Source organism: Thalassovita mediterranea, assembly GCF_001458435.1.
Lineage (GTDB): Bacteria > Pseudomonadota > Alphaproteobacteria > Rhodobacterales > Rhodobacteraceae > Thalassobius > Thalassobius mediterraneus.
On the sequence record NZ_CYSF01000014.1, the window covers coordinates 1 to 13,758 of the forward strand.

Here is a 13,758-nt window from a genome sequence, read left to right on the forward strand (position 1 = left end):
AGTTGACGCGCTGCACGTTGACCTGCACGACGCTGCCTGCGGCGTTGCGGCCCTGATCGCCACCGGCAACTTCGACGCGGCCATTGATGAACTGGCCACCGGCTACTACGCCGATGCAGCCGCGGCCCTGACCAAGGCATTGTCGCACTGGAAAGTTGAGATTTCGTAAACGCCGCTCTCTTTTTCTGCTCTCTCAAACAAAAAAGCGCCCCCGATCGGAGGGCGCTTTTGTTTTGCGAAAATGCTGACGTCGTTAACGAGATGTTCATTAGGCGCGTTTAAGCCCAATTCCGACCATGAAGAAGAACGGAGGGTCATTTAGCGAAAAAGGCGCCCCTAATGGGACGCCCTGTAAACATCAAACGAAACGATGCTTAACCCTCAGTAGCGGGTGCTGCGGGGGCAGGGGCGGTTTTGCCGCCGGACAGCGGGTCGTCTTGACGCTGAACCGAACCTTCGAAGTGTGCGCCGCTTTCGATGGCGATGGTTTTGTGGATGATGTCGCCTTCGACACGGGCGGTCGAGGTCAGGCGAACCTTCAGGCCGCGCACGCGGCCCACGATACGGCCATTGATGACCACGTCGTCTGCGACGATTTCACCCTTGATGGTGGCGGTTTCGCCAACGGTCAGCAGGTGGGCGCGGATGTCGCCTTCGACGGTGCCTTCGACTTGAATGTCACCGGTGGTTTTCACATTGCCGGTGATGTGCAGGTCCGACGACAGCACGGAGGCTGCGGGTTTGGCCTTGGGCGCGGTCGGTTTGAAATCCGCCTTGGGCGCCGCGGCTGCCGGAGCAGGCGCTGCCGCAGGTTTCGGGGTTTCTGCTGCCTTGGGGCCAGGTTCGTTGATTTTGCTTTTAGAAAACATCGTTTGCCGCCTTGATATACGTCATGGGGTTTTGGGGTTTGCCACCTACGCGCACCTCATAGTGAAGATGGGTCCCGGTTGAACGTCCGGTATTCCCCATATCACCGATGCGGTCCCCGCGCGAGACCCTTTGACCGACCTTCACGCGGATTTTTGACAGATGCGCATAGCGAGTTTCAATGCCGAAGGCATGTTGAATTTTGATCAATCGACCATAGCCCGAAGACCAGCCCGCATGGATGATCACCCCATCCGCGGTGGAATAGATCGGGGTGCCTGTTGGGCCGGCGAAATCGGCGCCTTTGTGCAGGCGGCGACCGCCGGTTTTCGGGTCGCGGCGATAGCCAAAGCCACTGGTGAACCGGACCGAGTTTTTCACCGGTTTGGCAAAGGGCGCCTTGGAGGCTGCGATGCGGTAGAGGTTCAGCTGGTCCAATTGACGCAAAATGCGGTTGGCGCGCAGTTCATCTGCCGAAGGTTCTTCACCCTTGGTGGAGAAGGACATCGGCATCAGCGGGCCGCCTTGACCTGCGTGATTGGCGCGCACCTGATCAATCAGGCTTTTGGTCGACAGGCCCGCGGCGCGGAACATTTTATCCAGCGGTTCTACAGAAATGGTCATCGCATCTTCGAGCTGGCGGAAGATCTGGTCGTTCTGATCCTCCATCAGTTTGATCTGAAACTGCAAATCTTCGGCATCGCGCAGCGCCTGTTGGGCATCTGCCAGAATTTGATCGCGTTCAGTGGCGGTGTCGGCCAGCGCGCTGACCATGAAGTCCAGCGTTTCGTCGTGGCCCTGTGCATTTGCGGCAGGGTTCGATGGGTCGGTAATCTGTTGCAGCACTGCCAGACGGCCGCGCGCCTGATCGCGCTGTTGCATGGCGTCGCGCAGGTTGGACTGGATCACCTCGATACCGGTTTCCAGTTCAGTACGCGAAATTTCCGAAGCGAGCAGTTTGCTCTGCATGTCGGAAATCTGTTCCAGCGCCAGATTGAACCGGGCCTGAGCGGCCACCGCTTCGGCGGCGCGGCTGTCGCGTTCTTCGGCCAATTGGTTCAGCCGTGTTTCATATGAACGCTGATCGCGCTTGGCCTGTTCGCGGAAATTTCCGGCGCCGATGCTGTCCATCAACAAAATCGCGGTGGCGACAATGGCCCAAGCCACGACAGAGGCGCTGCCGGCAAAGCCTAAAAGCTGTGTCATTGGCCGCAGGCGAATCAACCGCGTGTCGTTGTCCGACCGCAAGAAAACTCGACGCTCGGGGAACCAAGGTTCCAAGATGGCGTCAATTCGTATGGCAAGACGTGTTCTCACGTAACCGTCCTTTAGCTGTCCCCACTCGTCGGTGGTCCGTATTCTGTGACAGATCCACCGCAAAGGTGTTTATCAGCCCCTTGACGTAAGGCAACAGAATTGACGGGTTGGCGATGAATTAGTGGTTATTTTCCGCCTATTTGGCGGAAAACTGCCGATATTTTGGCGCCACTTTAGCTGCTGTGGTTGGGCGGTGCGTGTCGATCTGCGGGTGGCGATGGGCGGTCGAAAACCATCAGCTGCCGCGTTTTTTCACCGGTGTTTGGTCTGCCAGCGGCCAGTAGAAATCCGGCGGCAGGCCCGCCTCGGCGCGTTTTTCTTCGTTGAATGGCGGCTTCAGCGCGCCGTGGAAATAGGTGCGCACCAGCCGGTGAAACTCATCCTTGGGGTCCAGATCATGACGGCCACACAGGAAATGGAACCACTTTGACCCGTAGGCTACATGGCCAACTTCCTCGGCATAGATCACCTCCAGCGCTTCGATGGTGGCGGTTTCTTTGGCCTTTTTGAAAATCTCGATCATGCCGGGTGTCACGTCGAGGCCGCGCGCCTCCAACACCATTGGAACAACCGCAAGGCGGCCCATGATGTCATCCACTGTGTCCTCTGCCGCGCGCCACATGCCGGCATGGGCGGGCATGGCCCCATAGTGGCTGCCCATCGCTTCAAGGCAGTCGCATACCATGTTGAAATGTTTGGATTCTTCGTCTGCAGATTTAACCCAGTCGTCGTAGAACCCCAGCGGCATTTTGATGTGGCCAAAGCGGGCGATGATGTCCCAGTGAAGATCAACGGCGTTCAATTCGATATGCGCGACCGCGTGCAGGATCGCTTTGCGTCCCTCAGGGCTGCCGGGGCGGCGGCGGGGCACGTCGCGGGGATCCAGCAGTTCGGGTTTTTCAGGGCGCGCGGGACGCAGGGGTGGTTCCGCCTCACTAACGGGCAAGGGGGTGCCCGCGTCGCGCGTGGCAAACCATTCGGCAGCGTATTTATGCGACAGCGCGGTTTTTTCGCGGCCATCGGCGGTGGTCAGAACCTCTACCGCCATTTGGGTCAGGGTTTTCTGTGTCATGTGATGCGCCCCTTCGCTGGTCGTTCCGGGGCGCTTGTCTCACAGTGCTTTGACCGCGTCCAGAACCTCTTCGACGTGACCTTTAACCTTTACTTTACGCCATTCGCGTACAATTGCGCCGGTGCCATCAATCAAGAAGGTCGACCGTTCTATGCCCATGAATGTCTTGCCGTACATGGATTTTTCTTTCCAGACGCCGAAATCTTCGCAGGTTGTGCCCTCTTCGTCGGACAGGAGGGGAATGGTCAGGTCTTTCTTGTCGCGGAACTTGGCGTGGCTGGCCAGGCTGTCTTTGGAAATGCCGTAAACCTGCGCGCCAACGGCCTCAAACTCGGCCTTCAGTGCGGTAAAACCCTGTGCCTCTGTGGTGCAGCCAGGGGTGTTGTCGCGCGGGTAGAAAAACAGAACAACCGGTGCCGGACGTAGCGCAGACAGGGTCACCGGATCGCCGCCGTCCTGCGGCAGGGTGAAATCGGGGGCCACAGTTGTTGCGGTGTTTTCCATTTGGGTGTCTGGCATCGTGTCGATCCTTTCGCGCGCGGTTCATTGCCGATGGGGGATGTGATGAACCCCATAGGGCGAAGTTGATTTGAAGTGCGTTGTCTAAGGGTATAGCCTTGTGCGCAGAAGAAAAAAGGCAGCAACCCTCATGTTGTGGCAGAAAGTGTCGTTGGCGTTTCTGACAGGGATGAGGTCCAAGCCAAAGGCGGGATATCCGCCACCTGTTGAGAGCAGTGATCGCAAGAGCCCGAAAAGAGCCCGTGACGCAAGAAAATGAAGATATCGTAGATGCCGCACGCAAGGAATTGACTGGCGCGGCGCAGACCGGCGCTGTGGCGTCGGCCCAAGAGGGTATTCCTGAAACAGGGCCTGCGGAGGTGTCGAAAGGTGTTGCGCCAAAATCCTGTCCCAAACGGCGACGTATGTGGCGGATTTGTTTTTGGTCGCTGGGGTGTTCTGGCGGCGTGGTTCTGTTGGTTGTTGCGCTGTTGGCCTACATCATCGGACGTGAAATGGCGGTGCCGGACTGGATCCATACCCGGCTAGAGACGCGGCTGTCGCAGATGGTTCCCACCGGACAGGTGCAGTTTGCTGACCTGAGTGTCGAATTGGGCAGCGGGCTGCGTCCGCGTGTTGCCCTGCAGGGGGTAGAAATTGTCGATGGCGATGGCCGCAGGGTGGTTGCGCTGGATGAGCTGGAGGTGCGCCTTGCCACGGACCCGTTGTTTCAGGGGCAATTGCGCCTTGGGCGCGTGCGTGCCACCGGGGTGGAAATGTTCGTGCGCCGCCGCGCGGATGGGTCGTTTGACATCGCCTTTGGTGAGAATTTGCCAGAGGCTGGCACAGGCGCTAGCCCGACCCAGATTATTGCTCAGATTGATCAACTGCTGGAAAGTCCAGAGCTCCGACATCTGAATGCGGTGACCGCTGATGGGGTAATCCTGCGCTACGAGGATGCGCGCGTTGGGCGCGCGTGGACGGTTGACGGTGGGCGGGCCGATCTGACCCGCGAAGGGGACGCGCTGCGCCTGCGCGGGGATATGTCGTTGTTGGGGGGGCACGCCTATGTCACGACGATTGAAACCAGTTTCTCCTCCACTGTTGGCGAAACGGCGGCGCAGTTCGGGATGCGTTTCGAAGATATGGCGGGCCCCGATATTGCCGTGCAATCCGCCGCCGTTGCCTGGCTGGAGGCGGTGCAGGCCCCGATTTCGGGTGCCTTGCGTGGATCGCTGAATGCGGACGGTTCATTGGGGCCGATTAGTGGCACCTTGCAATCGGATGCGGGCGTGGTGCAGCCGACGCCGGAAACCAAGCCGGTGCCATTTCGCGCCGCACGCAGCTATTTCACCTTTGATCCGGCCAATCAGACATTGCGCTTTGATGAACTTTCGGTGGACAGCAGCTGGGTGTCCCTCAGGGCTGAGGGGGAAACCACCTTGCGCGGTCTGGAAAATGGGTTGCCGCAAGGATTTGAAGGCCAGTTCCGGCTGAGTGAGCTGTCCGCCGCGCCCGCAGGGTTGCTGCCGGAGCCGATTGCGGTTGATCAGGCAGCCATGAGTTTCCGTCTGATGTTGGACCCGTTTGAATTGTCGCTGGGCGAGGTGGTGTTGAAATCCGGCGCGCAGTCGCTGGTCGCCAGCGGGCGTGCAGCAGCGATTGATGGCGGGTGGGATCTGTCCCTTTCGGCACAGGCAGATAGTCTGGATTTGCCATCTATCATAAGTGGTTGGCCCGCAGAGCTAAAGCCAAAGTCGCGCAAATGGGTGGTCGAAAACATCAAAGAGGCGGTTCTAACCAATGGCCATTTTGCCCTGCGCAAGGTGGGGGATGCACCACATGAGATGCTGGCTAGTTTCGAATTTTCCGACACCTTGTTGCGCTATTCGCCATTGTTGCCCTTTGTTGAGGCGGGGCGCGGCCATGCGGTGCTGGAGGGCAACCGTTTCACTGCTGTGGCCGATGGCGGTCATGTAACGGCACCCGAGGGCGGTACGTTGGATGTGTCGGGCACCACCTTTGTGATCCCCGATATTCGCATCAAGCCCGCCCCGGCAGAGGTAAATCTGGTCGCCGAGGGGCCGCTGACTGCGGCGTTGTCCTATCTGAATCTGCCACCTTTGTCGGTGCTGGACAAGGCGGAGCGTGGACTGGATCTGGCGCAGGGCTACGTCGCCGCCAAAGGCCAGCTGCGCCTGCCATTGCGGAAAAAACTGCCGCCAGAAATGGTGAGCTATGACATTGATGCGCTGCTTGTGGATGTGGTCAGCGATACGCTGGTGCCAGGACGACGCCTGCAGGCTGATCGCCTGGAATTGGCGGTGAACAATGACCGGCTGGTCATCACTGGCCCAGGCACGGTGGAGGGCGTCGGGTTCGACGCCGTTTACGAAAGCGGGATGCGCAAGGAAGATCGCGGTCGGGCGCAGGTTTATGGCACGGTTGATATTAGCCAAAAGGCGCTGGATGCCTTCAATATTTCATTGCCCAAAGGCACCCTGCGCGGGCTGGGTGAGGGGCGGATGACCATCGCGCTACAAAAGGGCAAGCCACCACAGTTTGAACTGACCTCGGATCTGGCAGGGATTGGGCTGTCGCTGCCGCCGCTTGGCTGGTCTTTGTCGCAATCGCGCACGGGGGCGTTCAGTGTGCGGGGGGCGCTTAGCAAACCGGCGCGCATTGATCGCATAACGCTTGATGCGCCGGGGCTGACGGCTTCGGGGCGGCTGACGCTGAACGGTGCCGGCGCGCTTGAGACACTGGCGCTGGATCGGGTGCGCGCTGGTGGATGGCTTGATGCACCGGTGACGCTATCGGGACGGGGCAAGGGGCGCAGCCCAGCAGTGCGGGTCGACGGTGGGCGTCTGGATCTACGCAATCGCCCCAAGTCCGTGACGGCGGGCGGCGCAACGGCTGGCACTACTGGCACAACGCCAATAACCGGTCGGCTGGATGAGGTGCGGATTTCTGACACGATTGCGTTGACTGGTGTGCAGGGCGAATTTACCGCCGGCAGCGGGTTGAACGGCCGTTTCACGGCCCGTGTAAATGGTGCGGCCCGCATCGAGGGGGATGTGTCCAGCATTGGCAAACGCGCCGCTTATGAAGTGCGCAGCGATGATGCAGGCGGGGTGTTCAAAGCGGCAGGTCTGCTCAAGCAGGCGCGTGACGGCGACATGGTTTTGCGTCTGACCCCCGCGGGGCCCGAGGGGCAGTATGACGGGCATCTGACCGTCAGCAACACCCGCGTGATCGAGGTGCCCGCCCTTGCCAGTCTACTACATGCGGTCAGTGTTGTTGGGGTTCTGGAACAGATGGCCAGTGGTGGCATCATGTTCTCTGACGCCGAAGCATTCTTTCGCCTGACCCCTGATCGGTTGATCCTGCAACGGGCGTCAGCGGTTGGGGCGTCGATGGGGCTGTCGATTGACGGGGTTTATGATCTTAAGGCGCGGCAAATGGATTTTCAGGGTGTGTTGTCACCCGTTTATATGCTGAACGGGATCGGCTCCATTCTGACGCGCAAGGGCGAAGGGTTGATCGGATTCAACTATCGCCTGACCGGTGCGGGGGACAAACCGCGGGTGCAGGTGAATCCGTTGTCGCTGTTTACACCCGGCATGTTCCGCGAGATTTTCCGGCGTCCGCCGCCAGCAGTTGACCAATAGGCCGCGTCGTTTACATAGGCGCCTGCCAGCCAACCGCATGAGTGATGTGATGAAACTCTCTGATTTTGATTTCGACCTGCCCGAAGATCTGATTGCCACCCGTCCGGCAAAACCGCGTTCGTCGGCGCGGATGCTGGTGTGTCAGGGCGGCGCGATCAGTGACCATCAGGCGATTAACCTACCGGATTTCCTGCGCCCCGGCGACCGTCTGGTGTTGAATGATACCAAGGTGATCCCCGCACGTCTGTTTGGCGAACGTCCACGTATGGGGGAATTGGGCGAAACACGGGCCAAGATGGACGTGACCCTGTTGGAACCGCGCGCCGATGGCACTTGGGCGGCACTGCTGAAACCACTGAAAAAGATCCGCGAAGGGGAGGTGATCGAATTTTCCCCCGCGCTATCGGCCACGCTGGAGGGCAAGGCAGACGGGCAGGCGCATCTGCGGTTCAACCTGACAGGCGATGATTTTGACGCGGCCCTAACTGATGCAGGCGCAATGCCGCTGCCGCCTTATATCGCGGCCAAACGCCCCGCCGATCAGCAGGACAAAGAGGATTATCAGACCCTTTGGGCCAAAAACACCGGCGCGGTGGCGGCACCCACGGCATCCCTCCACTTTGATGAGGTATTGATGGCGGCGTTGGCAGAACGTGGGGTCGAATTTACCCATGTGACCCTGCATGTGGGTGCGGGTACCTTCCTGCCGGTGAAGGTTGAGGATGTCACTACCCACAAAATGCACGCCGAATGGGGGCAGGTGACGCCCGAAGCCGCTGCCGAAATTGCGGCAACGAAGGCTGCAGGCGGTCGGGTGATCCCCGTCGGCACCACCGCCCTGCGCCTGATCGAAAGTGCCGCGCGCTCCGGCGCGATTGAACCGTGGGAAGGCGAGACGGATATTTTCATCTACCCCGGCTTTCAGTTCAACGTGACGGATGCCTTGATGACCAATTTCCACCTGCCGAAATCCACCCTGTTGATGCTGGTGTCAGCGCTGATGGGCAAGGCCGTGATGGATCAGGTTTACGCCCATGCGGTGTCAAACGGTTACCGGTTCTTTTCCTATGGCGATGCGTCGCTGTTGATGCCGAAATAACGGCGCCGGCCCGTATCAGGTGGCGCTGGCGGCCATTTTCGAGCGAATACCCATAAGAAACTGCATTTGCGGGTGAAAAACGACCCGCGTGCAGTCGCTTTCATCAGATCTTTGATTTTTGCGCTACGATAGTCAGCGAATCTGTTTTGAAACCCCAGCACATTGCGATGTGCCCAATCGGGATTAACCTGATGATCCAGATCCTTTCCAGCGCTTGGGCGCTGTTCCTTGGCCTTATGCTCTTGATGGTCGGCAACGGCATGCAGGGGACGCTTTTGGGTGTGCGCGGCGACATCGAAGGGTTTTCGACCCTCGAAATGTCGGCGGTTATGTCGGCGTATTTCGTAGGCTTCCTTGGCGGATCACGAATGGCGCCGGAAATGATCCGGCGTGTGGGGCATGTGCGGGTCTTTGCGGCGCTGGCGTCGATGATTTCCGCTGTGCTGATCCTCTATCCGGCGCTGGTGCATCCGGCGGCGTGGATTTTGGGCCGTGTGGTGATCGGTTTCTGTTTCTCGGGCGTGTATGTCACCGCGGAAAGCTGGATCAACAACGCCGCTGACAACGAAAACCGTGGCAAGGCGCTGTCGCTTTACATGATGGTGCAGACCTTTGGCATCGTTGCGGCGCAGGGGCTGCTGCTGGTGGCGGATCCGTCGGGCTATGTGCTGTTTGTGATCATTTCGGTTCTGGTTTCCGTCTCCTTCGCACCGATTTTGCTGTCGATTAGCCCAACACCCGCCTTTGGATCCACCAAGCCGCTGTCGATCAAAGAGTTGCTGCAGGTATCGCCGCTGGGCTGCGTCGGTATGTTCCTGCTGGGCGGCGTGTTCGCCGCGCAGTTCGGTATGGCCGCTGTTTACGGTGGTGAGGCGGGGCTGACCCTGCCGCAAATCTCGATCTTTGTGGCGGCATTCTATGTGGGCGCGGTGCTGTTGCAGTATCCGCTGGGCTGGCTGTCTGACCGTATGGATCGCCGTTTGCTGATCGCCATCGTGTCCACAATTGGCGGCTTGGGCGCTGTGCTGGGCATTTTTGGTGATGCGATGTTTGAGGTGCTGCTGGTCGCGGCCTTTGTGGTTGGCGGTATGGTGAACCCGCTTTATTCGCTGCTGGTGGCCTATACCAACGACTTCCTCGATCCTGATGATATGGCTGCGGCCTCTGGTGGTCTGGTGTTCATCAATGGCGTCGGCGCGATCATGGGTCCGCTGATCACCGGTTGGTTGATGGGGGTTATCGGGCCGGATGGGTATTTCGTGGTCATCGCTGTTCTGCTGGCGGCAACCGCGGCCTATGCAGTGTACCGGATGACCCAGCGTGCGGCGATCCCAGCAGAAGACACCACCGCATACACCCCGGTTATGGCATCGGCCACGCCGGTTGCGGTTGAGTTTGCGCGTGAATATGCCATCGAAAGTGCCGCCGAAGAGGACGAAGAGCCGAGCGCGAGCAATTAATACAAAACAGTTGCAAAAGGTGACTGTCCCTCGGATGCGGATCATGATTAACGTAACGTCATAATTCGCTCTGGGGGACAGGAGACAGGCATGACTGGAGCAACCGAAAAACAGGCAAGCAGCCGACATATCATCGACGATGTGTTGACGTTCTGGCTGGACGACGTGGGCAGTAAACGCTGGTATGACAGCGATCCTGCATTGGATGCAGAGATTACCGAAAAGTTTGGCGCCGCATGGGAAGCGGCACGGGCTGGGCGGTATCGCAGTTGGCTGGATTGCGCCAAAGGCGCGTTGGCCTACATCATCCTGCTGGATCAATTCCCGCGCAATATGTTCCGCGGCAGCGGGCAGGCGTTTGCCACCGATGCCAAGGCGCTGGCGGCGGCAAAGAACGCTATTGATCACCATTGGGACATGAAGATTGACGGCCCGGCGCGTCAGTTCTTTTACATGCCGTTGATGCATTCGGAAAACCTGTGTGATCAGGAACGCTGTGTGCGCATGATGAAAGAACGGATGCCAGAACAGGGCGGCAGCAACCTGTTGCACGCCAAAGTGCATCGCCGGATCATCCGCGATTTTGGCCGTTTCCCGTACCGCAATGACGCGCTGGGGCGTAGCACAACGCCGCCAGAACGCGCGTTCATCGAAGGCAGCGGTTATGGCGGTGTCCTGCGTGAAATTCAGGCCGCAGCGGCAGCCAAGGCGTGATCGACGCGCAATTTGACCCTGCGGAAGGGCAAAATGCGCACATAAATACATCGTTATTACAACGCTTTACCCCCGCAATCTGTGTCAGATCGTTGCGGGGGTATTCGTGTTTGTTGTGACGTTGCGGAAAATAGTTTAATATCAAACTAGTTTATGAATCGGAGGGGCAGATGGCTTCCAAATCGTTTGACGTCGTGGTGATCGGGGCAGGTCCCGGTGGATATGTGGCAGCCATCCGTGCCGCGCAGCTGGGCCTGTCGGTCGCCTGTGTGGAACGTGAGCATCTAGGCGGTATCTGCCTGAACTGGGGCTGTATCCCGACCAAGGCACTGCTGCGCTCGGCTGAGGTGTTTCACCAGTTTGAACGCGCCAAGGAATTTGGTCTGACCGCTGACAAGTTTGGCTTTGATCTGGATGCCATCGTCGATCGTTCGCGCAAGGTCGCAGCGCAGATGAACGGCGGTATCAAGGGCCTGTTCAAGAAAAACAAAGTTACCTCCATCATGGGGGAGGCCACGATTGCCGCCAAAGGCAAGGTGACGGTCAAAACCGACAAGGGCGTCGAAGAGCTGACCGCGCCCAGCATCATCGTGGCCACCGGCGCCCGCGCCCGCGAACTGCCAGGTCTTGAGGCAGACGGTGATCTGGTCTGGACCTACCGCCACGCGCTGAAACCTGTGCGTATGCCGAAAAAGCTGCTCGTCATCGGTTCGGGCGCAATCGGCATCGAATTTGCCAGCTTCTACAACACCTTGGGCGCCGACACGACGGTGGTTGAGGTTATGGACCGCGTGCTGCCGGTCGAGGACAAGGACATCAGCGCCTTCGCCAAAAAGCAGTTCGTGAAACAAGGCATGAACATCATGGAAAAAGCCATGGTGAAACAGCTGGACCGCACCACCGGTAAAGGCGTTGTCGCCCATATTGAGGTCGGCGGTAAGATCGAGAAGCACGAATATGACACGGTGATTTCCGCTGTCGGCATCGTCGGCAACACCGAAGGTCTGGGCCTAGAGGCACTGGGCGTGCAGATCGACCGCACCCATGTGATCACCGATGAATATTGCCGCACCGGCGTCGAAGGCGTCTATGCCATCGGTGACATCGCCGGTGCGCCGTGGTTGGCGCACAAAGCCAGCCACGAAGGTGTTATGGTGGCCGAATTGATCGCAGGCCAGAAGGTGCATCCGATCAAACCGGGCTCCATCGCGGGCTGCACCTATTGCCATCCGCAGGTTGCCTCCGTCGGGATGACTGAGGAGAAGGCGAAAGAAGCGGGCTACAAGATCAAGGTTGGCAAATTCCCCTTCATCGGCAACGGCAAAGCGGTTGCGATGGGCGAGGCCGAAGGTCTGGTTAAAACCATCTTTGATGAGAAAACCGGCGAATTGCTGGGCGCCCATATGGTCGGCGCCGAAGTGACCGAGATGATTCAGGGCTATGTGATATCCCGTCAGTTGGAAACCACTGAGGAAGACCTGATGCACACCGTGTTCCCACACCCGACCATGTCGGAAATGATGCACGAAAGCGTGCTGGCGGCCTACGGCCGCGCGCTGCATATCTAAACCGCGTTTCAGATGCGCAAAGCAAAAGCCGCAGGGGAACAACCTGCGGCTTTTGTGTTTAATAACCGTTGCTTCGGTCGGTTGCTGCGATCAGTTGGTTACGGCATCAACCGCGCTGAGCATGGCATCAACCGATGTCTCGGGCTGGATATTTGGCAGCGGGTCACCGTGCAAATTTTTTCTGACCCCTAGGCGCTCGTTGGCGCGTGTCCATGCGCGGCGCAATGCGCTCTCGACAGTGAGGGCGCCCGATTTATCTTCGGCGTTTTCACCGCGGGGCTGATGAGAGGTCAGGCGGAGTTTGCCGTCTTTGGTTGTGTAGTCACCGCTTGGGACGTTTTCACGAATGACCGTACCATCCGGATAGGTATAGGTGATTTGGGAAACATAGCGCAGGCCAATGGGCTTCGGCTCCTCGTACGTTCTTTCTTCGGTGGTGTCGCGGGCAAAGATGTCAACGCGGACGTTGACGGCGTCGCCATTGGCTGCGGTGATCTCTTTCTCTTCGCTGGCGGCAAGGTCAGTGATTTCGCCTGTGTAAAAGGTTGAGCAGGCACTCATCACCGCAAGGCAGCTCATCAGGAAAAGCGTTTTAAACAGTTTGGTCATGGCTGATCCTTCAGAACCTGTGTGTGAGACTTAGATCAAGGCGTTGGTGCGTATCTTCTGCGCCAAGGGCCTGTGTCCATGCGAGTGTCGCGCCGAAGTCTTCGTTGAAGCGGTACGTTGCACTGAGGCGCGCGCGGTTGAGGTGTTTGGCATCGGTGATGGTGATGATGGTGTCAGACCACGTGCGGGACAGGCCCGCAGAGACCATCCAGCTGTCACCGACAAGGTGGAACGCCTCCAGCCCGACCGTATGCCGTTTTATCGTCAGATCATTGGAAAACGACGGACCGTCAAAGTCAGTTTTGGAATGAGAGGCGGCAGCCGACCCTTTCAAGAAGGTACGCTGAGACAGCGGCACAACCTGATCAAATTGCAGTGTTAGGGTGGTGGTGTCGCCGTCGCCAGTTGTTGTGGTTCCGCCGGATGTGAAATCCTCAGATATTGAGCCGCGGATCACGGTGCCCGTAAGGGTGCCGCCCCGACCGATCTGATATTGTGCGCCGATGCCGTAGGTCGGCGTGCGGGTGGATTGCGTGTCTGCCCCGAAGGCATTGTCGGTTTTGATTTGTCCAAGGAAGGCCAGAAGGCGAAGCTTTGGCGCGTATTGATAGCCATACGACAGCATCATTGTGTCGGCATCCCGCGTGACGTCCTGATCTTTGCGGTCAAGCGTGGAAAAATGCAGTGTTACAATGTGGTCGCCGGTTTCAAGCGATTGTGCGGTGGCGGCTGAGGGCAAACAAAAAACAGTACAAAGGCCCAAAGCCATAATCCCGCGAGAGATTATAGAATGTTTGGTCACGTTATTTCCTCATGTTTGTGATTGGAGCTTTGCATCTGGTTTTCAACGAATCAACGATTTGTTGCGCAGTGCTTGCAGCCT

At 58.5% G+C, this 13,758-nt stretch carries 11 protein-coding genes; 5 read left to right on the forward strand and 6 right to left on the reverse strand.

Annotated features, from left to right (window positions below):
• Window positions 1–374 precede the first annotated feature (374 nt).
• The 4 genes from TM5383_RS12940 to TM5383_RS12955 all read right to left on the reverse strand — a co-directional run bounded on the left by TM5383_RS12940 (window position 375) and on the right by TM5383_RS12955 (window position 3,775).
• On the reverse strand, window positions 375–869 hold the full coding sequence (locus tag TM5383_RS12940) for a bactofilin family protein (RefSeq protein ID WP_058319473.1): 495 nt from the start codon (window positions 867–869) through the stop codon (window positions 375–377).
• On the reverse strand, window positions 859–2,184 hold the full coding sequence (locus TM5383_RS12945) for a M23 family metallopeptidase (RefSeq protein ID WP_058319474.1): 1,326 nt from the start codon (window positions 2,182–2,184) through the stop codon (window positions 859–861). Before TM5383_RS12945 ends, TM5383_RS12940 begins: the two co-directional genes overlap by 11 nt.
• 235 nt (window positions 2,185–2,419) lie before the next feature.
• A complete protein-coding gene (locus TM5383_RS12950; RefSeq protein WP_058319475.1) occupies window positions 2,420–3,256 on the reverse strand; it encodes a ferritin-like domain-containing protein in 837 nt (278 codons plus the stop codon).
• Between the two features lie 39 nt (window positions 3,257–3,295).
• Complete coding sequence (locus TM5383_RS12955) at window positions 3,296–3,775, reverse strand: peroxiredoxin (protein ID WP_058319476.1); 480 nt, start codon at window positions 3,773–3,775, stop codon at window positions 3,296–3,298.
• Between the two features lie 242 nt (window positions 3,776–4,017).
• Here TM5383_RS12955 and TM5383_RS12960 point away from each other — a divergent pair, with 242 nt between their 5' ends.
• From TM5383_RS12960 to lpdA, 5 genes are all read left to right on the forward strand, one after another.
• Window positions 4,018–7,425: a DUF3971 domain-containing protein gene (locus TM5383_RS12960; RefSeq protein ID WP_082645485.1), complete on the forward strand. Its 3,408-nt coding sequence runs from the start codon at window positions 4,018–4,020 to the stop codon at window positions 7,423–7,425.
• A gap of 49 nt (window positions 7,426–7,474) precedes the next feature.
• Complete coding sequence (queA, locus tag TM5383_RS12965; RefSeq protein WP_058319499.1) at window positions 7,475–8,524, forward strand: tRNA preQ1(34) S-adenosylmethionine ribosyltransferase-isomerase QueA; 1,050 nt, start codon at window positions 7,475–7,477, stop codon at window positions 8,522–8,524.
• A gap of 191 nt (window positions 8,525–8,715) precedes the next feature.
• Entirely contained in the window at window positions 8,716–9,984 is a 1,269-nt protein-coding gene (locus TM5383_RS12970) for an MFS transporter (RefSeq protein WP_058319477.1), read from the forward strand.
• A gap of 90 nt (window positions 9,985–10,074) precedes the next feature.
• Window positions 10,075–10,698 (forward strand): DUF924 family protein, encoded by a 624-nt coding sequence (locus tag TM5383_RS12975; RefSeq protein WP_058319478.1) that lies wholly within the window; start codon window positions 10,075–10,077, stop codon window positions 10,696–10,698.
• Between the two features lie 170 nt (window positions 10,699–10,868).
• Window positions 10,869–12,266 carry a dihydrolipoyl dehydrogenase gene (lpdA, locus tag TM5383_RS12980; protein ID WP_058319479.1) on the forward strand — a complete coding sequence of 466 codons (1,398 nt, stop codon included), beginning with the start codon at window positions 10,869–10,871 and terminating at the stop codon, window positions 12,264–12,266.
• 90 nt (window positions 12,267–12,356) lie between these two features.
• On the opposite strand, the gene TM5383_RS12985 is transcribed toward lpdA, so the two are convergent.
• Window positions 12,357–12,875 (reverse strand): hypothetical protein, encoded by a 519-nt coding sequence (locus TM5383_RS12985; protein ID WP_058319480.1) that lies wholly within the window; start codon window positions 12,873–12,875, stop codon window positions 12,357–12,359.
• A 10-nt stretch (window positions 12,876–12,885) separates the two neighbouring features.
• A complete protein-coding gene (locus TM5383_RS12990) occupies window positions 12,886–13,677 on the reverse strand; it encodes a hypothetical protein (RefSeq protein ID WP_156415735.1) in 792 nt (263 codons plus the stop codon).
• Between the last annotated feature and the right edge of the window lie 81 nt (window positions 13,678–13,758).